Genomic DNA, 19,068 nt, shown 5'->3' with positions numbered 1-19,068 from the left:
AACACCATCGGCATCAACCTGCTCAACCAGGCCACCACCACCCACCCCACCCTCACCAAAACCTGGGTCGACGCCGGCTTCAAAAACCGCGTCGTCGAACACGGCGCCGCACTCGGCGTCGGCGTCGAAACTGCCCTTCCCCTCGTAGCGTGGAGGCCAGAGCTTGAGGGATAGAGGTTCATGGCTGAGACGAGACGCCAGTTCGATCCGGAGTTCCGCGCGGGCGCGGTGCGCATCGTGCGGGAGACGGGTAAGTCGATCGCACAGGTCGCCCGTGATCTGGGGATTAACAGCGGGACCCTGGCCAACTGGGTGAAGAGGGACCGTGAGACGCGCGGTGAGGCCGCTGCCGGGCAGCTCACTGAGGACGAGCGGGCGGAGCTGGCCCGGTTGCGGCGGGAGAACGCCGAGCTGGCGATGGAGCGTGATGTTCTCAAGCGATCCGTGGTCCTGTGGGTCAAAGAGGCGACGGGCCGGTGAGCGTGGCCGCCTTCATCGCTTCCCAGAGGACCGAGCATTCCGTGCCGCACGTGATCGCCTGCCGAGCGTTGGGGGTGTCCGAGTCATGGTTCTACAAGTGGCGTGACCGGCCGCCAACGCGCCGCGATGACCGGCGTGCTCGGTTGTCGGCTGCGGTCAGGAAGGTGTTCGACGACTCAGGCGGCACCTACGGCAGCCCTCGCGTCGGGATCGAGTTGCGCGAGCAGGGCTGGCAGGTGTCGGACAACACGATCGCGCAGCTCATGGCCGCCTCCGGCCTGACCGCCCGGGTCAGACGCCGCCGGCGGAACCTGACCCGCCAGGGCAAAGGTCCAGCCGCCCCAGACCTGGTAAAGCGGGCGTTCAGCGCGCCGGCACCAGATATCGCCTGGTGCGGCGACATGACCGAGATCCGCACCGACGAGGGCAAGCTCTACCTGGCCACCGTCATCGACCTGTACTCCCGTCGCATCCTCGGCTACGCCATGGGCGCCCACCACGACGCCGGGCTGGTCGTCGCAGCGCTGAACATGGCCGCCGTCACCCGCGGCGGCAGCGTCGAAGGGGTGATCTTTCACAGCGACAGGGGCAGCGAGTACACCTCGGCCGACTTCGCCCGAGCCTGCAACCGGTGGAAGGTGCGCCAGTCGATGGGCCGGGTCGGGTCGTGCTTCGACAACGCCGTCGCCGAGGCCACCTTCTCCACCATCAAGGTCGAGTACGTGCACCGCCGTCACTTCCGCACCCGTACCGAGGCCCGCCTGAAGATCGCCACCTGGATCACCGACTTCTACAACCGGCGCCGCCGGCACTCCGTCTGCGACTGGCGATCCCCCATCGACTACGAACGATCAGAGACCCGCGCCCTGAAGGCCCAGGCCGCATAACGGAGCCCTCCACGATTCCAGGGGATTGACAAAACCGTCACCAAAGACCCCCAGGCCAAAGGCTTCAGCGTGGTCAAACGGCGATGGGTCGTCGAACGCACCATCGGCTGGCTCATGCACCACCGCCGACTCGTCCGCGACTACGAAGCACGACCCGACAACTCCGCCAGCATGATCACCATCGCCATGATCGACAACCTCGCCAAACGCCTCACCACCGAAACCACCCCAACCTGGCGAGAACCACTACAACCACAACACACACAAAATACGTGAATCAGACGTCCTCTAACTGGACGTTTGCTTCATCTTCGGGCCGGTAATGGCCGATTCGCGCCTCGACCGCGGTAGCGCGAAATGCCCGACCCGACCTAGAAAGAAAACATATCGGTGGACATAGGCCTACCCGGTTTCAGCGCATATCGCCCCGGGATCGTGTCTGGTTCACTTTCATCCCGCACTGACGGACATGACGTCCGCCAAGTCGAGGTCTCGACACCGTACGCCTGCTTCATGACCGAACGGCGACCCTATCCGTCCGACCTATCCGACGCCCGCTGGGCCCTGATCGCACCCCGCCTCACCGCCTGGCGGCAGGCCCGCACCGACGCCGGCATCAGCGGACGTACCCCCACCCACGACCTGCGCGACATCTTCAACGCCATCCTGTACGTCAACCGCACCGGCATCGCCTGGCGCTACCTACCCCACGACTTCCCGCCCTACCGCACCGTCTACGGCTACTTCGCCGCCTGGAGCAAAGAAGGCATCTTCACCGAACTCAACTACCAGCTCACCGGCCTGGTGCGTGACCACCACGGCCGCACCATCGAACCCACCGCCTCCATCATGGACAGCCAGAGCGTGAAGACCTCCACCAACGTCCCACTATCCACACAGGGCCCAGACGCCGGAAAGAAAATCGTCGGCCGCAAACGCGGCATCATCACCGACACCCTCGGCCTACTCCTCGCCGTCACCGTCACCGCCGCCAGCGCCAGCGACAACACCATCGGCATCAACCTGCTCAACCAGGCCACCACCACCCACCCCACCCTCACCAAAACCTGGGTCGACGCCGGCTTCAAAAACCGCGTCGTCGAACACGGCGCCGCACTCGGCGTCGGCGTCGAAACCGTCACCAAAGACCCCCAGGCCAAAGGCTTCAGCGTGGTCAAACGGCGATGGGTCGTCGAACGCACCATCGGCTGGCTCATGCACCACCGCCGACTCGTCCGCGACTACGAAGCACGACCCGACAACTCCGCCAGCATGATCACCATCGCCATGATCGACAACCTCGCCAAACGCCTCACCACCGAAACCACCCCAACCTGGCGAGAACCACTACAACCACAACACACACAAAATACGTGAATCAGACGTCCTCTAACTGGACGTTTGCTTCATCTTCGGGCCGGTAATGGCCGATTCGCGCCTCGACCGCGGTAGCGCGAAATGCCCGACCCGACCTAGAAAGAAAGCATATCGGTGGACATAGGCCTACCCGGTTTCAGCGCATATCGCCCCGGGATCGTGTCTGGTTCACTTTCATCCCGCACTGACGGACATGACGTCCGCCAAGTCGAGGTCTCGACACCGTACGCCTGCTTCATGACCGAACGGCGACCCTATCCGTCCGACCTATCCGACGCCCGCTGGGCCCTGATCGCACCCCGCCTCACCGCCTGGCGGCAGGCCCGCACCGACGCCGGCATCAGCGGACGTACCCCCACCCACGACCTGCGCGACATCTTCAACGCCATCCTGTACGTCAACCGCACCGGCATCGCCTGGCGCTACCTACCCCACGACTTCCCGCCCTACCGCACCGTCTACGGCTACTTCGCCGCCTGGAGCAAAGAAGGCATCTTCACCGAACTCAACTACCAGCTCACCGGCCTGGTGCGTGACCACCACGGCCGCACCATCGAACCCACCGCCTCCATCATGGACAGCCAGAGCGTGAAGACCTCCACCAACGTCCCACTATCCACACAGGGCCCAGACGCCGGAAAGAAAATCGTCGGCCGCAAACGCGGCATCATCACCGACACCCTCGGCCTACTCCTCGCCGTCACCGTCACCGCCGCCAGCGCCAGCGACAACACCATCGGCATCAACCTGCTCAACCAGGCCACCACCACCCACCCCACCCTCACCAAAACCTGGGTCGACGCCGGCTTCAAAAACCGCGTCGTCGAACACGGCGCCGCACTCGGCGTCGGCGTCGAAACCGTCACCAAAGACCCCCAGGCCAAAGGCTTCAGCGTGGTCAAACGGCGATGGGTCGTCGAACGCACCATCGGCTGGCTCATGCACCACCGCCGACTCGTCCGCGACTACGAAGCACGACCCGACAACTCCGCCAGCATGATCACCATCGCCATGATCGACAACCTCGCCAAACGCCTCACCACCGAAACCACCCCAACCTGGCGAGAACCACTACAACCACAACACACACAAAATACGTGAATCAGACGTCCTCTAAGGCCCGATCAAACCAGGATCAGCACGGCGAGTACCCCGATCACCGCGTTCGCGGTCACGTGCACAAGGTAGGTCATCAGGATGCCGCCGCTGCGCGCGCGGATCACGCCGAGGACGAACCCCCAGGACATCGCCATGACCATTCCTGCGACACCGGACGGAAAGCCTGCGGAATGCGCTAGTCCGAACAATATGGCTTGCAGCACCACGGCGGCCCTGGTGCCCCAGACCGAGGCCAGTTCGGTGAGCAGCACCCCACGGAAGAGCATCTCTTCCCAGATCGGATTGACCAGCGCGAACGCCACGGTGCCGAGGATCGCGAGCCAGAGCGGCAGGCGTTGCAGCCCACTGAGATACTCGGCGGGCTCAGGCCGCACAATGAGCGCCCACACAACGAGGGCCACTCCGCCGAGGACCACGGTGACCAGCCCCAGCCAGAAGATCTCGGGCGTGATCGAGCCGCGTCTCAGCCAGGGGGCAGCCGCCCCCAGGGACGGGCGGCGACCAACGATCAGCAAGCACCCCAGCGGGAGGACACAGACCAGAGCCGTGGTGATGGCCGGGGGCCAGCCGAAGTGAATTCCCACCGCGAAACAGCCGAACAGCGTGCCGATGAACGCCGACGCGCGGATCGATGCCGGCGATCGCAAAATCAGCGCGCAGGCCACCACCACCACAGCGACCATGCCGACGACCGCCGTGCGCCAAGGCGACTCCGGTCGGACCGGAAAGACTGCGCACCCGCCCAGAGCGAGGATGCAGGCGCCGGCGAGCGTCGCCCGGTGGGACGTGTTGCTCTTGGTGACGGGTTGGGGTGGCGCCGAACTGTCCAAGTCGGATTTCATCGCGGCTCCGATCACCTAGCTGCACGATAGTGGCATTCTGCAAGATTCACGAAAAGACCGCTGACCTGAACTGCCGTAGGCATCAAGCCATCGAGTCGGCACAGGTCACGACCGACTGTCCGGCGAGCACCTTGTCATCGGAGCGGCTCGGCGCCTTCGACATCTAGGCCGCGGTACAGGTGGGCCATCGGGTCGTGCTGATCGGTGGTGCCATGCATCGGCTGCCTCCCAGGGGGGCGTGACTGGGCGGGGATCAGCCGTAGAGGCGTCCCAGCAGGGCGCCCTGGCCGGACTGGAGGATGTGGGCGGCCTCCAGCGGAATCCAGAAGCATTCGAAGTGCGTCGGCTCCTGCTCCCCGTCGTGGTCCTCCTGGCTCATCCACCGCTCCGATGTCGGCTCGGTCAGTTCCAGGTGGAAGACGTGGCGACGCTGGAGCTCGAACCGGTACGGGCTGATGTCGTACTCGGTCTCGCCGAGCTTCCGCACGACCTTGAAGTCCTTCAGGCCGGTCTCCTCACGGGCCTCGCGCAGGGCCGCCGCCTCCGGCGTCTCGCCCGGGCGGACGCTGCCGGCCGGAACCTGGATACCGACTTCCTCGTAGCTGTGATCGGTGTGCCGGAAGACCAGCAGCTTGCCGTCTCGTACGACGTAGCAGAGAACCTTTTCCTTGGTGACCCGCTCCGGCATGGGAGACCCCCTCCTCATTCGTTGACCGAGCCGCTGCCGACGGTCGAGATCGCTCGCCGGCTCACTGTGACACCCAGCGCCGTGTCACAACACCTACAGGTTCTCCACGCGACAGGCATGATCACTCGTGCCCGCGACGGGCGGCGTGTGCTGTATCGGCGCAGCCCTCTTGGCGATCAGTTGGTCGATCAGTCGGCCGGGCGGTGACCCAAGTGGATCAAGCGCTGCCAGGTGGCATGTCCAACCAGGTAATGCCCATTTCCGGGAGACAATCAGCCCATTCACCCTCTGGTCGGTGTCCCTCGGCGGAGGGGGTCCGTTACCTCATTCGTAGTGGTAGCGGCACTGTGCTATCTGCACTGTGTCGTCCATGATTCGGTACACGAGGCGGTGTTCCTGGTCGATGCGTCGCGACCAGAATCCGGCCCAGTTTCCGCGGAGTTGCTCCGGTTTACCGATGCCTTGGTGGCCGTTGCGTCGGATGTCCTCGATCAGGGCGTTTACTCGTTTGAGCATCTGGCGATCTCGCTGCCAGGTCAGATAATCTTCCCAGCCTCGGCCGGCGAACTGGACCTTCACGTTGCCGGCGCCTCGCCTGCACTGGCGTCGGGGTCGATCAGGTCGTGCGTTTCCCCACCGCCGTTGCGCAGCTCTTCGACGGCTTCGTTCAGGCGGCGCGCGTTGGCGGGGCTGGCCATCAGGTAGGCCGTCTCTTTCAACGACTCGTACTCGCGCAGCGAGATGATGACCGCGGCCTCCCGGCCGTGGCGGGTGACCACCACTTCCTCGGCGTCGTCCACGACATGGTCGAGCATCTTGGCCAGGTTCTGGCGGACCTCTGAGTAGGGAACGGTGCGCATGCTGCTGCCTCCCACACGTTACGTACAATAAATTGTACAAGCTCGCCCCGGGCTGCTCGTCAGCTGCTCCGACGTCTGGCCTTGAACTATCGATCAGGCTCAGGAGCGGCGTGGGCGTAGCGGGAGCGGGTCACCAGCGATGGCGGCGGTGTGGCTGGGGCCGGGTGGCGGCTTGATAGGCAAGTAACTGCTTGCCTATCATTGGCGGGTGAGTGACGCTGGCGCAGACAAAGGCCACCCGGCTGAAGCGGGCGACGTCTTCAAGGCGTTGGCCGACCCGACCCGCCGGAAGATCCTTGACGAGCTGGCGGAGCGGGACGGCCAGACGTTGTTCGAGATCTGCTCGCGGCTGACCATGAAGCACCAGCTCGGTTCGTCCCGCCAGGCGATCTCACAACACCTGGAGGTGCTGATCAAGGCCGACCTGGTCGCCAGCCGCCGAGCGGGTCGTTACAAGTTTCACCACCTCAACACCGAACCCTTGGAGCGCCTTACTGATCGATGGCGTAACCGAGAAGCGAAGGAGAGCTGATGCGCATCCACCTCACCAGCGTTCTGGTGCACGACCAGGAGGTGGCACTGCGGTTCTATACCGAGGTGCTGGGATTCGTGAAGAAGGCGGAGGTTCCGCTCGGCGACTACCGCTGGCTCACCGTCGTCTCGCCGGAAGACCCGGGCGGCTGCGAGCTGCTGCTCGAGCCGGACGCCCATCCCGCGGCCACGCCGTGGAAGGAGGCGTTGGTCAATGATGGGATTCCGGCTGCGTCTTTCGCGGTCGAGGATGTCCGCGCAGAAGTTGAACGCCTTCGTGGCTTGGGGGTCCGGTTTACCCAGGAGCCCCTGCAGATGGGTGCGGTCACCACGGCGGTCCTCGACGACACCTGCGGCAATCTGATCCAGCTTGTACAGGCCACCTGACCACGGCCAGTGGTTGTTGGAGGACGGCGAGGGGGTTCCGCCCTGCCGCCAACAGCGGCTGGGACGGAACCCCTCGTGACGGTCCGGCGCGGGGGTTGGCGTCAGGCGGCCTGGGTCAGCGCCTCGAACCGGTCGTCCGTGAGCTCCACCTCGGCGCTGGCGAGGTTCTCCTCCAGGTGCGCAATCGAAGAGGTGCCCGGAATCGGCAGCATGACCGGCGAGCGGCGCAGCAGCCACGCCAGGGCGAGCTGCACGGGCGTCGCGCCGTACTCGGCACTCATCGCTTGCAGTGGGCCGCCGGGGCGGGCGAGGTCACCGGTGGCGATCGGGTACCAGGGGATAAACCCGAGGTCGTTGCGCTCGCAGTACTCCAGCACCGGCTCGGCGTCCCGATTGCTCACGTTGTAGCGGTTCTGCACGGTGGCGATCGGGGTGATCTCGCGGGCGGCCTCGATCTGCTCGACGGTCACCTCGGAGAGGCCGATGTGCCGGATCTTGCCCTCCTGCTGAAGCCGGACCAACTCGCCGAGCTGGTCCTCGAGGGGCACCTCCGGGTCGATGCGGTGCAGCTGGTACAGCGGGATGCAGTCCAGGTTGAGGTAGCGAAGGCTCATCTCGCACTGCTGCCGCAGGTACCTCGGGAGCCCCAGCGGCTTCCAGTCGTTCGGCCCGCCCCGGACCAGCCCCGCCTTGGTCGCGATGACCAAATCATCGGCGTACGGGTGTAGCGCCTCCTTGATCAGCATTTCGCAGACGAGCGGCCCGTACGAGTCAGCGGTGTCGATGAATGTCACCCCGAGCTCGACGGCGCGTCGCAGTACGCGGACCGCCTTCGCCGGATCGTCCGGCATGTCCCAGACTCCCGGGCCGGCGAGCTGCATGGATCCGTACCCGAGTCGGTCGACCGGGAGGTCGCCACCGATGCGGTAGGTGCCGGAGGCCTTGACCGGCTGGTTGTTGGCGTGCGGTGACATGTGGGCGTCTCCTCGTCGGGTCCGTGGGCGGCGGCAGACCTACCTGGTCCGGTATACCCCTACTGCCGGGGGCCAATCGCACAGTACCCATCACCGTCGATCACTGTCGGGTGTGGTCGGGCTCATCGGCCAGGTCAGGGCGAGGGCCCGATTGGCGTGCGTGGGCCGGTCGGCTCACTCCGAAGCTGGGCGGGCCTTGGGCCGGGCGCGGAGGTGGGCGCGCTCTCCCTGTTGGCCGAAGAGGCTGAGGATTTCGACCGGTTGATCGTCGGCGACGCCGAACCAGTGCGGGACCCGGGTGTCGAACTCGGCCGCCTCGCCGGGTGCCAGCACGAGATCGTGCTCGCCGAGCAGGAGTCGTAGTCGCCCGTTGAGGACATAGAGCCACTCGTACCCGTCGTGGGTTTTGGGGTCTGGCTCCCGCTTGCTGATCGGGATGATCAGCTTGAAGGCCTGGATGCCGCCGACCCGTCGGGTCAGCGGCAGCACGGTCATGCCGTGGCGGGTGACCGGGCGCAGGTGGATGCGGGGGTCGCCGGTGGGCGGTGCCCCGACGAGTTCGTCGAGGGTGACGCCGTGGGCGCGGGCGAGGGGGAGGAGCAGCTCGAGGGTTGGCCGGCGGGTGCCCGATTCGAGCCGGGAAAGGGTGCTCACCGAGATGTCGGTCTCTGCCGAGAGGTCGGTCAGGGTGGTGCCGCGCTGGCGGCGCAGGGCGCGTAGTCGGGGGCCGACCGCGTCGAGAGCCTGGTTCAGGTCACCGTCCATGGCCAAGAGTTTGCCACATCAGCAACGGGGTTTGCTGTCGCTGCAGGCTGGGGGCACCGTGGCCGCAGGAGGTGGTCAGAATGACCGATCAGCTGAAGCGGAGCTACGACGTGGTGGTGGCCGGTGGCGGTGCCGCTGGCCTGAACGGGGCGGTGCTGCTCGCCCGGTCACGTCGATCGGTGGTGGTTCTCGACTCGGGCGCCCCACGCAACGCCCCGGCCAAGGGAGTGCACGGGCTGTTGGGCCGCGAGGAGATGCCGCCGGCCGAGCTACTCGAGCGCGGCCGGGCCGAACTGCGCGGCTACGGCGGCCACGTCGTGAACGCCGAGATCGCGACCGCTGTCCGGGACGGGGAAGACTTCGTCCTGACCGTGGCCGACGGCCGGTCGGTACGGGCTCGCCGGCTGCTGGTCACCACGGGACTGGTCGACCTCCTGCCGAGCATTCCCGGGCTACGCGAACGCTGGGGCCGAGACGTTCTCCACTGCCCGTACTGCCACGGCTGGGAGGTGCGGGACCAGGCCATCGGCGTGCTCGCCACCGGTCCGCGATCGGTACACCAGGCCCTGCTCTTCCGCCAGCTCAGCGCCGACATCAGCTACTTCACCCACATGTCCGCCGGACCCGACGAGGAGGAGGCGGAGCAGCTGGAAGCCCGAGGCGTACGGGTGGTCGCCGGCACGGTGGCGGCCCTGGAGGTCGCCGATGATCGACTCGTCGGGGTGCGGCTGGTTGACGGGACGGTCGTACCGCGGACCGCCCTGGGGGTCGGGCCGCGGATGGTGGCGCGGGCCGGGTTCCTGGCCGGGCTCGGGCTGCGGGCGGTCGAGCATCCGAGCGGGCTCGGCGAGCACATCCCGGCCGACCCGGCCGGGCGGACCGAGGTGGCGGGGGTCTGGGCGGCGGGCAACGTCACTGACCTGGCGGCCCAGGTGGGGGCCGCCGCAGCTGGCGGCGCTGTCGCCGGGACCGCGATCAACGCTGACCTGATCGCCGAGGAGACCCGCCGGGCGGTCACCGCCCTGCGGCACCCGTTCTCGAGCAGGTCCGAGGCGCGGGTCGCCGAGCTGGTGGCGGGCGAGCGTCGACACGGACTGTGAACGGCAACGGGGTGCCACGGGCGGTCGGGGGAGGGGCAAGCAGGTGCGCGACAGTCGGCTGATCGGCTAATGGACAGGACGCTGGGCGCCGCGTCGACGCACTGTTATAGCAGGTGAGAGGCGTGGATGGCGGGCCACATCCCGATCCTCGGGCCTGGCGGTGCCAGCAGCGTAGCGGTCGGCACCGCCGCCACCGAGCCCGGCGCGAGCGTCGTCGCTGACGCGACCTGCGCCGTCGGCCCGCCCCACCCACGCTTGGAAGGAGCCGACCAATGGCTGCTCCCACCGTGACCGTCGCCCTGAACGCGGCGGTCTACGCCCCCGGTGATGACATGAGAATGACCGTCACCTACAGCGACGCCGATACCCAGCCGGTGACCGTCACCGTGGTGGTCACCGACGTGCGCGGAAACAGCAGCGCCCCCGCGCAGGTCACCGCGGTTATCGACCCGCTCACCCTCACCGTCACCGATGACTCCGGCCGCGCCTGGACGAAGCTGTCGGACAACGGCGCGGTGGCCGACTACCGGGCGGTGGCGTGATGCCCCGGGTCACTGTCACGGTGCGCGACTCCGGCGGGCGCACCGCCACCACCACCGCCGACTACCAGGTCAGCTCGCCCGTCCTGGGCGGCTACTACCTTTCCGGCAACGGAAATCCGGTGGCCGACCTGGCGGGCGGGAACATTCGATCGCTGACCCAGTACCGCAGCTTCGCCGACGGCTACCTCTTCCCGGGCTGGAACAAGCCCTGGTTGACGGAGCTCGGTGCGGCCGGGATGAAGATCAATATGGTGTTGGAGCTGAAGCACTACGGCGCCCCACACGCCGGGGAGCAGACGTTCCGGGTCAACGGCCGGACGTACACGGTCCCGGCTCCGGCCATGACCATCCAGCAGCGGCCGGGGACGACCTGGCCCCGGGCCTACGGGTACGACCAGGTGCTCTCCGGGCAGTGCGACGGACTGTTCGCGCGAGCGCTGGCGCAATATCAGGAGATGGGCGTCGGGATGAACCTGCAACTCGCCTCGGAGCTGGACACCGACCACGAGTTCGGCACCAGGGAGGCGGGTGCGGCGTACACCTGGGCGGAGTCCGACGCCCGGGCGGTGGCGGCGTTGACGTACATCGTGACCTGGTTCAAAACCCGCGGCCTACCCGCCGGCACCACCTTCTCGGTGGGGGCGGGCGGCTTCGACCGGGCCTGCTATCAGCGGACCCACCCGGAGGCGCTGATGGCGAAGCTCGACTTCCTGCAGTGGAACGTCTACGCCACCAGCGCCACCCACACCGCGCTGGCCCGCTTTCGCCGTACCAAGGACTGGGTGGTCGCCGACCTCGGCCCGGTCGCCCTCTCCCGCCCGGTCCTGATCGCGGAGTGGGGGGTCCGGTCGGCTGAGCATCCCGACCAGGCGGCGTGGATCGAGACCGTGCCGGCCGCCGTCGCCGCGCTCAACGCCGAGGGAGGGCCCCGGATCGCGCGGACGAACTACTTCAACTCCGGCTGGGGTTGGCTGGTGCCGAAGGACACCGGCTTGGCCGCGCTCAAGCGGGCCTACACCACCCGGCCGTACGTCTGAGGGGCCCGGAGCGCGGCGGTGGCCCGGGGTGCGGCACCGGGGTCGGCACCGGCGGCGGTGTCGGGGTGGGCTGGGGGCCGGGCGTGGTCGGTGGCGCCGGAACACGGTGGCTGCTCATCGTCTGGGAGTTCCCGGCCCGGCCGGCGGTAACCGCACCCGTCAGGAACCTGGTTGCCCGGCCAACTGCTCCCGCATGCTGCCGCGCTGCGCCGCCCGGCTGATGTCGCTGGGCGACACGATCCCGACCAGCCGCCCGTCCTCCACCACGAGCGCCCGCCCGTCGGCGCAGTCGGTGAGCCGGGGCAGGAGCTCGTTGAGTGACTCATCCGGGGCGGCGAGCACCAACTCGTCGGTGCCGCAGGCGACCTCGGCGAGGGTGGTGGTGGAGCGCCGATCGGCCGGTACCCGCCGGATCCGGTCGAGGGTGATCAGCCCGACCGGTCGGTCGCCGGCGACCAGCGGCAGCGTCGAGTACCGGTAGGCGAAGAGGTAGTGCTCGATGAAGTCGGCCACGGTCATGTCGCCGGCGGCGGTCTGGGGCTCCGGGGTCATCACCTCGGCGATCCGGATACCGCTCAGGGCGCTGCCCATCTGGGCCTGCCGCTGCTCCATCGTCGCGGCGCCGATCAGGAACCAACCGATCAGGATCAGCCACAGGCCGCCGAACCCGCCGCCGGCGAACAACTGCCAGAACCCCAGGCCGATCAGGATCGCCCCGAGGACCCAGCCGGCCCGGGCGGCCACCACCGAGGCCTTGGTCCGGTCCCCGGTGGCCTTCCAGATCGCCGCCCGCAGCAGCCGCCCGCCGTCCAGCGGGGCGGCGGGAAGCACGTTGAAGACGGCCAGCAGCACGTTGATGCCGGCGAGCCAGGCCAGCGCGCCGAGCCACAGCCCGTCGTACCCGGTCATCGCCACTCCGGCCGCGATGGCGCCGAAGAAGACGCCGAGCAGCAGGCTCACCAGCGGCCCGATCCCGGCGATGCGCAGCTCGGCGCCCGGGTTCGGCGCCTCGCCCTTCAGCTCGGCGACACCGCCGAAGAGCCACAGCGTGATGCCGCCGACCTCGAGCCCGTTGCGTTTGGCGACGACCGCGTGGGAGACCTCGTGGGCGAGCAGGCCGAGGAAGAAGACCACGGCGGCGGCGAGGCCGGCGAGCAGGTACGCGATCCCCGGCTGGTCCGGGTAGGTGCGGGGGAACTGGTTGGCGGAGAGCGCCCAGGCGATCACCAGGAAGATGACCAGGACACTCCAGTTGACCCCGACTGGTACGCCCACGATCCGGCCGAGCCGGAAGCTTGCCCTCATCTTCCGGTCATACCCCTGGACCCTGTCCCCATGCCAGGGGCGAAAAGGCCACCGCTCGTCGTACGGGCGTACGCGAGGGTTGGGCCGGGTGGGAGGTCAGCCCGAGCAGCCCGGGAGGAGGTGCGGTGAGCTGGCAGCGTGGTCGGCTACGGCGCGGTGTGAGATGAGGTTCTTGTGCCGATATGAGGGATTTTGCGGTGAAACGACCTCATCATTCGGTTTGGTGGCCTTTAACTGCTTGTGCGGCTGGGACGGCCGCCCCACCGCTTCACCAGGAGCGCGGACCGACCGACACGAAGGTAGAGCACGATGCCGGACCAAGCACGGCCAGCGGGAAGGCCCCGTCGGCGGCGCCTCACCCGGACCGCGACGACGCTGGGGGTAGCGACTCTCGCCGGCTTCGCGACCGTTGCCGCCACCGGATCCATGAGCCTCGCCCAGGCGCCAGGGGTGTTCGCCCGAGCCTCCCTCCCCGGGGGCGACGGCGGCAGCGCCCCCGGCAAGGGCGGCCCGGAGCAGCACCGAAGCGGCTCCGCAAACACTGACCAGGGAGGTGACAAGAGCGCTGCCGGCAACCCGGGTTGGAAGCGGGATGCGCACGGTGACGGGAAGGCCAAGGGCACCCCGGTGCCCTGTGACCCCAACGCGCTGATCGCCGCGATCACCGCGGCGAACCAGGCCGGCGGCGGCACGCTCCGCCTAGCCGAGAAGTGCACCTACACCCTCACCGTCAACCAGGACGACAACGGGCTACCCCCGGTCTTCCAGCCCATCACGATCTATGGCCAGGGCGCCACCATCGTCCGGGCCGCCTCCGCCGACAACTTCCGCATCTTCGAGGTCGCCACTGGCGGAGACCTCACCCTCAAAGACCTCACCGTCGCCGGCGGACAGGTTATGGACCTCGACGGCGGCGGCATCCTCGCTGGTGAAGGCACCCGACTGACCCTCGAACGGGTCACCGTCCGCGACAACATCGCCACCGGTGAGGCCAGCGAAGGTGGCGGAATCTACAGTGACCGGAGCAAGGTCACGATCACCAAGAGCACCATCACCCGCAACACCGTCGGCGGCGACGGTGGCGGCTTCTACAACGACAACGCCGCCCTATTGATCAGCAAGTCGAAGGTCACCCACAACACCGCTGGTGACGAAGGCGGCGGATTGGTCAACGACGACGGAAACGTGACCGTGAGCCACGTCGTGATCAGCGACAACACCGCGGTCGACGGCGGTGGCGTGCACGGCGACGGTGACCTCACCGAGATCGTCCACAGCACCATCACCCGCAACACCGCCAGCGGTCTCGGCGGCGGCATCTACGACGACGGCGACGAGTCCCTCCTGCTCCAGCACGTCAAGGTCACCGACAACACCGCCACCTCCGGCGGGGGCCTCTACCTTCTTGAGGACATCGGTGCCACCATTGAGGACAGTAAGATCGTTTACAACACCGCCACCAGCGGCGACGGCGGCGGCATCGCCATCATCGGCGCAGAAGACGGTGACCCGGTGGTGGCCCTGCGCCGCACCACCATCTCCGGCAACCAGGCCGGGGACGTCGCCGGCGGGATCTACTTCGAACCGTCCGACCCGACCACCGTCCTCACCCTCACCGACGTCCGCGTTACCGACAACCTCGCCCAGAACGAACCCGGCGGCGTCTACAACGGCGGCGTGATCGACGTCTTCGGCAAGGTCATCATCATCAACAACCGACCCACCAACTGCACCGGCAGCCCCAACCCCGTACCAACCTGCTTCGGCTGACCGATCCACCACCGCCTGACGCCCCCGGCAGTCGCCGGGGGCGTCAGGGCGTGGCAGCGGCACCGTGGGAAGCGGGTCGACACCCCTGGTCCCGCCAGCTACTGGGAGGTCGATCGCCCCGACTGGTCGCCGATCAGCAACAGCGACTTACCGACCGTGGCACGCGGCGGCGGTGATTCCGGCGGTCTCAGCGCGGGGTGAGACGGTCGGTGCCGAGGCGGTCCCGCAGCACCTCCGGCACCAGGACACTGCCGTCCGGCTGCTGGAACTGCTCCAGGATCGCCGGGAAGAGGCGGCTGGTGGCCAGCGCCGAGCCGTTCAGCGTGTGTACGAAGCGGGTCTGCTTGCCGCCCGGCTCGCGGTAGCGGATCGCCGCCCGGCGGGCCTGGTAGTCACCGCCCCAGGAGACCGACGAGACCTCCTTGTATTTACCGGTGCTCGGCATCCAGACCTCGATGTCGAGGGTCTTGCGCATCGCGGCACTCGAGTCGCCGGCCGCGAGCAGACTGCGCTGGTAGTGCAGGCCCAACCGCTCCACCAGGCCCTCGGCGTGGGTGACCATCGCCTCCAGCGCCGCGTCGGCCTGCTCCGGCAGGACGAACTGGAAGATCTCCACCTTGTTGAACTGGTGGCCGCGCACGGTGCCGCGCTCGTCCGAGTGCGACCCGGCCGCCTCGCGGCGGTAACACGGGGTGTACGCGAAGACCTTCAGCGGCAGCTTCGTGGTGTCCAGGATCTCGTTCTGGTACGCCCCGAGGATCGCCGTCTCGGCGGTCGGCAGCAGGAACTGACCGCGGGGGGCGGACTGCCGGCCCAGGTGGTAGACGTCGTCGTAGAACTTGGGGAACTGCCCGGCGGCGAAGCCGGCGGTCTCCAGCAGCAGATGCGGCGGGAGCAGGAACTCGTAGCCGGCCGCGATGTTCTGGTCGATCAGCCAGTTGACCAGTGCCCACTCCAGCCGGGCGCCCAAGCCGGTGTACATCCAGAAACCGGAGCCGCCGAGCTTCACGCCCCGCTCGTGGTCGACCAGGCCCAACAGCCGGCTCAACTCGACGTGGTCGCGCACCTTCTCGATCGCCGGTGGCTCGCCGAAGGTCTTCACCACCCGGTTGGCCTCCTTGCCGCCGGGCACCACGTCCTCGGCGGGCAGGTTCGGCAGCTCGCTCATCCGCACCCGAAGCTGGTCCTGCACCTGGCCCAGCTCGGTCTCCAACTCGGCGAGTTGCCGACGACCGGCCTCGGCCACCGTCGGCTCCGGCTCGCGGCCGGCCCGCTTGGCCTCCGCGTACGCCCGGGCTTCCGCCTTGCGGCGCTGCCGCTCGCCGTCGATCTCGGAGATCAGACTGCGCCGCTGCTGGTCAAGCTGCGACAGCTCGTCCAGCGCCTGGCTCACCTCCGCCGGGTCCAGTCGCTTGGCCAGCGCAGACGCCACCGCGTCGCGATCTTTCCGGATCAACTCCATGTCGAGCATGCTGCTCCGTACGCCTCCGTCCGGATATCAGGTGGACCACCAGATGCTACCGTCGCGGGCCCACCGCCCCCGGCCTGCCCTCAGCGCCGGCTCCGGCTACCGCACGCGGAAGGTGATGCCGGCGCGTTGGAGCCGCTCCAGCAGGGCATCGCCCATCGCGGTGACCGGGGTTACCTGGCCGGTGGTCGCGGGCAGGTCGTCCAGGGCGAGGCAGAGCGCCGACTCGGCGAGCATCTTCGCCGTCTCGTCGTAGCCGGGGTCACCACCGGCCACCTCGGTGCGCACCTGCTGCCCGCCGCTCTCGGCCAGGAACTGCAGCTGGAACCAGGAGCGGGCCCGCCGTTCGGGGCTCGGGCCCTGCCCGGGGCTGAGCCGACCGAACAGCCACCGCCGGGTCGGCGGCAGCTTCACCAGCACCGTCACGGCGGCGATCCCGGCCGCCCCGGCGAGCAGGGTGGGGAGCCGCCGTACCGCCGCGAAGTGCCGGTAGCGGAAGTCCGGCCCGTACTCCGGGCGGGCGGCCGCCGAGCGGCGGACCACCTGGGGATCGATCGTCGGCAGCGGCACCGCCCACATGCCGAGCTCGGGGGAGCGGGCGATCCGGCCGGACACCGCCCGGACCCGTCGACCCTCCGGTCGCGGCTCGAGCGCCCGCCGGGCCGCGGCGGCCCGGCTCGTCTCGCCGGTCCGCGAGAACGCGGTCAGGGCCGAGTGGTACGTGCCGCCGGAGAAGCGCCCCCCGGCCCGGACGAAGCCGTCAACGCTGATCGGTGCCCCCGGCGGGAGCTGCTTGAGCGTGAACCAGACACCCAGGTCGTACGGGATCGAGTCGAAACCGCAGGTGTGCACCAGCCGGGCGCCGGTGCGGACCGCCGTCTCGTGGTGTCGTACGTACATCAGGTCGACGAACTCCGGTTCGCCGGTGATGTCGAGATAGTCGGTGCCCGCCGCGGCGCAGGCGGCCACCAGCGGCTCGCCGTGGTGGATGTACGGGCCCACGGTGGAGGCGACCACCCGGGCGCGCTCGGCCACCGTCCGCAGCGACGCGGGGTCGGTGACATCGGCGGTGAGCAACGGCAGCTCGGCCAGGGCCGGATCGATGGCGGCGAGTCGACTCCGGACGGCGGTGAGCTTGTCCGGGTTCCGCCCGGCCAGCGCCCAGCGCAGCCCGGGCGGCGCGTGTCGGGCCAGGTATTCGGCGGTCAGGCTCCCGGTGAAGCCGGTGGCGCCGAACAGGACGAGGTCGTACGTCCGCTCCGGAGGCATCTGCCGAGTCTGCCACCTGAGCCGGCTATCCGGCAGGGGGCAGATCCGGGCTGAAGACGGCCCGGACGCAGCCGTCCCGTCGGTCCCGGAACAGCGCGTACCCGCGCGCCCCCTCCTCCAGCGGCAGCCGGTGGGTGGCCAGGTGCTCGGTCCGTAGCTCGTCGCGGGCCATTCGCTCCAGCAGTGTCGGCACCTGCCCCGCCCCGTGCGGCCGCGCACCCCGCACCCGCAACCCCTTGGCGCCGACCGCGTCCAGCGGAAAGGCGTCCACCTGCCCGGTGAACTCGCCGAGCACGACCACGGTGCCGCCCTTACGGCAGGAGTGCACCGCCTCGTAGACCGCCCGGGGGCGCTCCGCCGCGCCGGTGAACCGCCCGGCCAGGGAACGCGGCCGTCCGTCCCAGGCCGGTCCGACCGCCTCCACACAGATGTCCGGCCCCCGCCCGCCGGTTCGTTCGCGTAGCTCGGCGGGGATGTCCGCGTGCCGTGGATCGACCGTCTCCGCGGCTGTGTGCCGTCGTGCCATCCGCAGCCGGTCCTCCAGCGGATCCAGGATTATCACCCGGTCGGCGCCGAGCAGGCTGGCCGCGCGGGCGGTGAGTTGACCGACCGCCCCGGCACCCCAGACCGCCACCACGGCTCCCGGGTGGACCCCGCCCAGCTCGGCGGCGAGCCAACCGGCGGGGGCGGCGTCCGCGGCGAAGAGCGCCCGTTCGTCGCTCACCGGCTCCGGGATGCCGTACGCGCCGACATCGGCGTACGGGACGCGGACGTACTCGGCGTGCCCACCGGCGAACCCGCCCGCGGCGGTGGGTCGCCCGAAGGCGCCGGGCACGGCCTGGCCGTACGCCAGCTCGCTCGCCTCCGGCACCAGGTTTCCGTTGTCGCAGCACCACGGTGCGCCGGAGCGGCACTGCCAGCAGGAGCCGCAGGCCACGGTGGAGCTGACCACCACCCGGTCGCCGACCCGGTGCCGGTGTACCTGCGGTCCCACCGCGACGACCTCGCCCAGGAACTCGTGCCCGAGCACATCCCCGTCGGCCAGGTACGGTGCCCGGCCGGCCAGGAGGGGCAGGTCCCCGCCGCAGGTGGAGCTCAGGCGTACTCGCACGATCGCGTCGTGGCCGTTGCGTAGCTCCGGATCGGGTACCTGCCGGACCGCGACCCGGCCGGCGCCCGTCCAGCACAGCGCCCTCATCCGGCCAGCCCCCGGTCGATCGGCGAGCGGTCGGCGCGGAGCACCTCACCGGTCTCGGCGAACTGCTTGGCCTGTCGCAACGCGGTCCGCACCACCCGGGCGGGGTCGTCACCGGCGACGTGCGCGGCGAGGCCCGGAAGGGTCGCACCAGGACGGATCCGCGCCGCCAGCTCGGTGCCCCGGCCCGCTGGCGCGGGCCAGACGTCCACCTGGATGGCGCGGCCGAGTCGGCGTAGCGGCTCCGGCCGTCGCCCGCCGGGCAAGACCTCGTTGGGCGGTCGGTTGATCGTCACCACCTCCCAACCACCGGCCGGCGGGGCACCGGTATGTAGGTCGGCCGGGTTAACCCGTGGTCGGGCACCGGCGAGCCTCGCCAGCATTCCGGCAGCGGTCCCGGCCCGTCTCGTACGGTGTCTCACCCGTGCCTCCCGTCGGATCCGTCCGACACCGGTCCGGCCCGTTGCCCGGG

At 68.9% G+C, this 19,068-nt stretch carries 22 protein-coding genes and 2 pseudogenes; 13 read left to right on the top strand and 11 right to left on the bottom strand.

Translation table 11 applies throughout. The features are described from left to right. The 6 genes and pseudogenes from SALPAC2_RS24690 to SALPAC2_RS0110185 form a co-directional block, all read left to right on the top strand. Window positions 1-171: pseudogene (locus SALPAC2_RS24690) on the top strand (IS5 family transposase); the annotation flags it as partial. A 9-nt stretch (window positions 172-180) separates the two neighbouring features. Continuing rightward, a complete protein-coding gene (locus SALPAC2_RS0110205; protein ID WP_018215993.1) occupies window positions 181-480 on the top strand; it encodes a transposase in 300 nt (99 codons plus the stop codon). Continuing rightward, window positions 453-1,367 carry an IS3 family transposase gene (locus SALPAC2_RS0110200; protein ID WP_317889004.1) on the top strand — a complete coding sequence of 305 codons (915 nt, stop codon included), beginning with the start codon at window positions 453-455 and terminating at the stop codon, window positions 1,365-1,367. Before SALPAC2_RS0110205 ends, SALPAC2_RS0110200 begins: the two co-directional genes overlap by 28 nt. 21 nt (window positions 1,368-1,388) lie before the next feature. Beyond that, window positions 1,389-1,643: pseudogene (locus SALPAC2_RS24685) on the top strand (IS5 family transposase); the annotation flags it as partial. A gap of 237 nt (window positions 1,644-1,880) precedes the next feature. Continuing rightward, a complete protein-coding gene (locus SALPAC2_RS0110190) occupies window positions 1,881-2,744 on the top strand; it encodes an IS5 family transposase (protein ID WP_018216559.1) in 864 nt (287 codons plus the stop codon). Between the two features lie 237 nt (window positions 2,745-2,981). After that, window positions 2,982-3,845, top strand: a complete 864-nt coding sequence (locus tag SALPAC2_RS0110185; RefSeq protein ID WP_018216559.1) for an IS5 family transposase — start codon at window positions 2,982-2,984, stop codon at window positions 3,843-3,845. Between the two features lie 23 nt (window positions 3,846-3,868). Here the strand turns inward: SALPAC2_RS0110185 and SALPAC2_RS0110180 are convergent, their stop codons facing one another. Beyond that, window positions 3,869-4,720, bottom strand: a complete 852-nt coding sequence (locus SALPAC2_RS0110180) for a CPBP family intramembrane glutamic endopeptidase (protein WP_223874146.1) — start codon at window positions 4,718-4,720, stop codon at window positions 3,869-3,871. 238 nt (window positions 4,721-4,958) lie between these two features. Beyond that, complete coding sequence (locus SALPAC2_RS0110165) at window positions 4,959-5,393, bottom strand: NUDIX hydrolase (protein ID WP_018216556.1); 435 nt, start codon at window positions 5,391-5,393, stop codon at window positions 4,959-4,961. On the opposite strand from SALPAC2_RS0110165, the gene SALPAC2_RS27850 reads away from it, so the two are divergent. Next, entirely contained in the window at window positions 5,310-5,600 is a 291-nt protein-coding gene (locus SALPAC2_RS27850) for an ArsR/SmtB family transcription factor (RefSeq protein WP_317889003.1), read from the top strand. The two genes, SALPAC2_RS0110165 and SALPAC2_RS27850, sit on opposite strands and share 84 nt — an antisense overlap. Window positions 5,601-5,717: 117 nt before the next feature. Here the strand turns inward: SALPAC2_RS27850 and SALPAC2_RS0110160 are convergent, their stop codons facing one another. Continuing rightward, complete coding sequence (locus tag SALPAC2_RS0110160; RefSeq protein ID WP_018216555.1) at window positions 5,718-5,972, bottom strand: Txe/YoeB family addiction module toxin; 255 nt, start codon at window positions 5,970-5,972, stop codon at window positions 5,718-5,720. Beyond that, on the bottom strand, window positions 5,969-6,253 hold the full coding sequence (locus SALPAC2_RS0110155; RefSeq protein WP_018216554.1) for a type II toxin-antitoxin system Phd/YefM family antitoxin: 285 nt from the start codon (window positions 6,251-6,253) through the stop codon (window positions 5,969-5,971). Before SALPAC2_RS0110155 ends, SALPAC2_RS0110160 begins: the two co-directional genes overlap by 4 nt. 208 nt (window positions 6,254-6,461) lie before the next feature. Here SALPAC2_RS0110155 and SALPAC2_RS0110150 point away from each other — a divergent pair, with 208 nt between their 5' ends. Both SALPAC2_RS0110150 and SALPAC2_RS0110145 read left to right on the top strand, forming a co-directional pair. Beyond that, window positions 6,462-6,785 carry an ArsR/SmtB family transcription factor gene (locus SALPAC2_RS0110150; RefSeq protein WP_018216553.1) on the top strand — a complete coding sequence of 108 codons (324 nt, stop codon included), beginning with the start codon at window positions 6,462-6,464 and terminating at the stop codon, window positions 6,783-6,785. Continuing rightward, entirely contained in the window at window positions 6,785-7,171 is a 387-nt protein-coding gene (locus SALPAC2_RS0110145; protein ID WP_018216552.1) for a VOC family protein, read from the top strand. Before SALPAC2_RS0110150 ends, SALPAC2_RS0110145 begins: the two co-directional genes overlap by 1 nt. A 101-nt stretch (window positions 7,172-7,272) precedes the next feature. On the opposite strand, the gene SALPAC2_RS0110140 is transcribed toward SALPAC2_RS0110145, so the two are convergent. Both SALPAC2_RS0110140 and SALPAC2_RS0110135 read right to left on the bottom strand, forming a co-directional pair. Next, window positions 7,273-8,145, bottom strand: a complete 873-nt coding sequence (locus SALPAC2_RS0110140; protein ID WP_018216551.1) for an aldo/keto reductase — start codon at window positions 8,143-8,145, stop codon at window positions 7,273-7,275. Window positions 8,146-8,319: 174 nt separating this feature from the next. After that, entirely contained in the window at window positions 8,320-8,910 is a 591-nt protein-coding gene (locus SALPAC2_RS0110135; protein WP_018216550.1) for a helix-turn-helix domain-containing protein, read from the bottom strand. Between the two features lie 80 nt (window positions 8,911-8,990). Between SALPAC2_RS0110135 and SALPAC2_RS0110130 the strand changes: the two genes are divergently transcribed. The 3 genes from SALPAC2_RS0110130 to SALPAC2_RS0110115 all read left to right on the top strand — a co-directional run bounded on the left by SALPAC2_RS0110130 (window position 8,991) and on the right by SALPAC2_RS0110115 (window position 11,589). Next, the gene (locus tag SALPAC2_RS0110130; RefSeq protein WP_018216549.1) at window positions 8,991-10,010 is read left to right on the top strand and encodes an NAD(P)/FAD-dependent oxidoreductase; all 1,020 of its coding nucleotides are present in this window, start codon (window positions 8,991-8,993) and stop codon (window positions 10,008-10,010) included. Window positions 10,011-10,282: 272 nt separating this feature from the next. After that, window positions 10,283-10,552: a hypothetical protein gene (locus SALPAC2_RS0110120; protein WP_026184602.1), complete on the top strand. Its 270-nt coding sequence runs from the start codon at window positions 10,283-10,285 to the stop codon at window positions 10,550-10,552. Beyond that, window positions 10,552-11,589: a hypothetical protein gene (locus tag SALPAC2_RS0110115; RefSeq protein ID WP_018216546.1), complete on the top strand. Its 1,038-nt coding sequence runs from the start codon at window positions 10,552-10,554 to the stop codon at window positions 11,587-11,589. The genes SALPAC2_RS0110120 and SALPAC2_RS0110115 overlap by 1 nt, the downstream gene beginning before the upstream one ends. A 159-nt stretch (window positions 11,590-11,748) precedes the next feature. Here SALPAC2_RS0110115 and SALPAC2_RS0110110 read toward each other — a convergent pair whose 3' ends face one another. Then, complete coding sequence (locus tag SALPAC2_RS0110110) at window positions 11,749-12,894, bottom strand: site-2 protease family protein (RefSeq protein WP_018216545.1); 1,146 nt, start codon at window positions 12,892-12,894, stop codon at window positions 11,749-11,751. A gap of 426 nt (window positions 12,895-13,320) precedes the next feature. Between SALPAC2_RS0110110 and SALPAC2_RS0110105 the strand changes: the two genes are divergently transcribed. Then, window positions 13,321-14,664 (top strand): right-handed parallel beta-helix repeat-containing protein, encoded by a 1,344-nt coding sequence (locus SALPAC2_RS0110105; protein ID WP_018216544.1) that lies wholly within the window; start codon window positions 13,321-13,323, stop codon window positions 14,662-14,664. 187 nt (window positions 14,665-14,851) lie between these two features. Here the strand turns inward: SALPAC2_RS0110105 and serS are convergent, their stop codons facing one another. The 4 genes from serS to SALPAC2_RS0110085 form a co-directional block, all read right to left on the bottom strand. After that, window positions 14,852-16,135 carry a serine--tRNA ligase gene (serS, locus tag SALPAC2_RS0110100; RefSeq protein WP_018216543.1) on the bottom strand — a complete coding sequence of 428 codons (1,284 nt, stop codon included), beginning with the start codon at window positions 16,133-16,135 and terminating at the stop codon, window positions 14,852-14,854. Window positions 16,136-16,231: 96 nt separating this feature from the next. Next, the gene (locus SALPAC2_RS0110095) at window positions 16,232-17,401 is read right to left on the bottom strand and encodes a saccharopine dehydrogenase family protein (RefSeq protein ID WP_018216542.1); all 1,170 of its coding nucleotides are present in this window, start codon (window positions 17,399-17,401) and stop codon (window positions 16,232-16,234) included. Window positions 17,402-17,426: 25 nt separating this feature from the next. Then, the gene (locus SALPAC2_RS0110090) at window positions 17,427-18,599 is read right to left on the bottom strand and encodes an alcohol dehydrogenase catalytic domain-containing protein (protein ID WP_018216541.1); all 1,173 of its coding nucleotides are present in this window, start codon (window positions 18,597-18,599) and stop codon (window positions 17,427-17,429) included. Then, the gene (locus SALPAC2_RS0110085; RefSeq protein WP_018216540.1) at window positions 18,596-18,979 is read right to left on the bottom strand and encodes an SRPBCC family protein; all 384 of its coding nucleotides are present in this window, start codon (window positions 18,977-18,979) and stop codon (window positions 18,596-18,598) included. Before SALPAC2_RS0110085 ends, SALPAC2_RS0110090 begins: the two co-directional genes overlap by 4 nt. Between the last annotated feature and the right edge of the window lie 89 nt (window positions 18,980-19,068).

The sequence above is a fragment of the Salinispora vitiensis genome, assembly GCF_000378825.1.
GTDB classification, from domain to species: Bacteria; Actinomycetota; Actinomycetes; order Mycobacteriales; family Micromonosporaceae; genus Micromonospora; species Micromonospora vitiensis.
This window is presented reverse-complemented; position numbering and strand designations above follow the sequence as displayed.